Below are 415 nucleotides of genomic sequence, written 5' to 3'. Positions count from 1 at the left end.
CCGCCCGTCACAAGCAAAATGCCGCCCGGAATAAGAAGGCCCGATCTTTTTTTCGGCTGCATAAAGGCAGCGGCGTGAAACAAAAGCGCGGCTGCGATGATCAAAAGCGGCCACAGCCCCGTCATCAGCATACCGGCAAAGCATAGTGCTCCCGCGGCTGTCAGGATAAAAGCAGGAATCAATACGCCGATCTTTCTCCCGCCGAAATACCACAGCTCAAACAGACCGAGAGCAGGCGCCCATATATAAACAGGCCACGTCATGCCTGAATACGTCCATCCCGTTGCGGTCTCAAAACAAAACAAGCAGCCCAGCACAAGAAACATACCGCCGGGAACGAGCAGTCCCGCCTGTTCAGGCGTTTTTTTCGCAAAAATAAATCCGGCGTGAAACCCTGCGGACATTATAATGAAAA

The 415-nt window shown here is 52.8% G+C and carries 1 protein-coding gene; it reads right to left on the bottom strand.

Annotated elements, in window-relative coordinates; all coding sequences use genetic code 11:
- On the bottom strand, positions 1-415 hold a 415-nt coding region (locus tag ACTD9P_RS30140; protein WP_438870502.1), incomplete at both ends, for a hypothetical protein.

It is taken from the genome of Pseudomonas onubensis (assembly GCF_965653655.1).
Lineage (GTDB): Bacteria > Pseudomonadota > Gammaproteobacteria > Pseudomonadales > Pseudomonadaceae > Aquipseudomonas.
The sequence above is the reverse complement of the archived record's forward strand: the minus strand, read 5'-3'. Positions and strand labels throughout refer to the sequence as shown.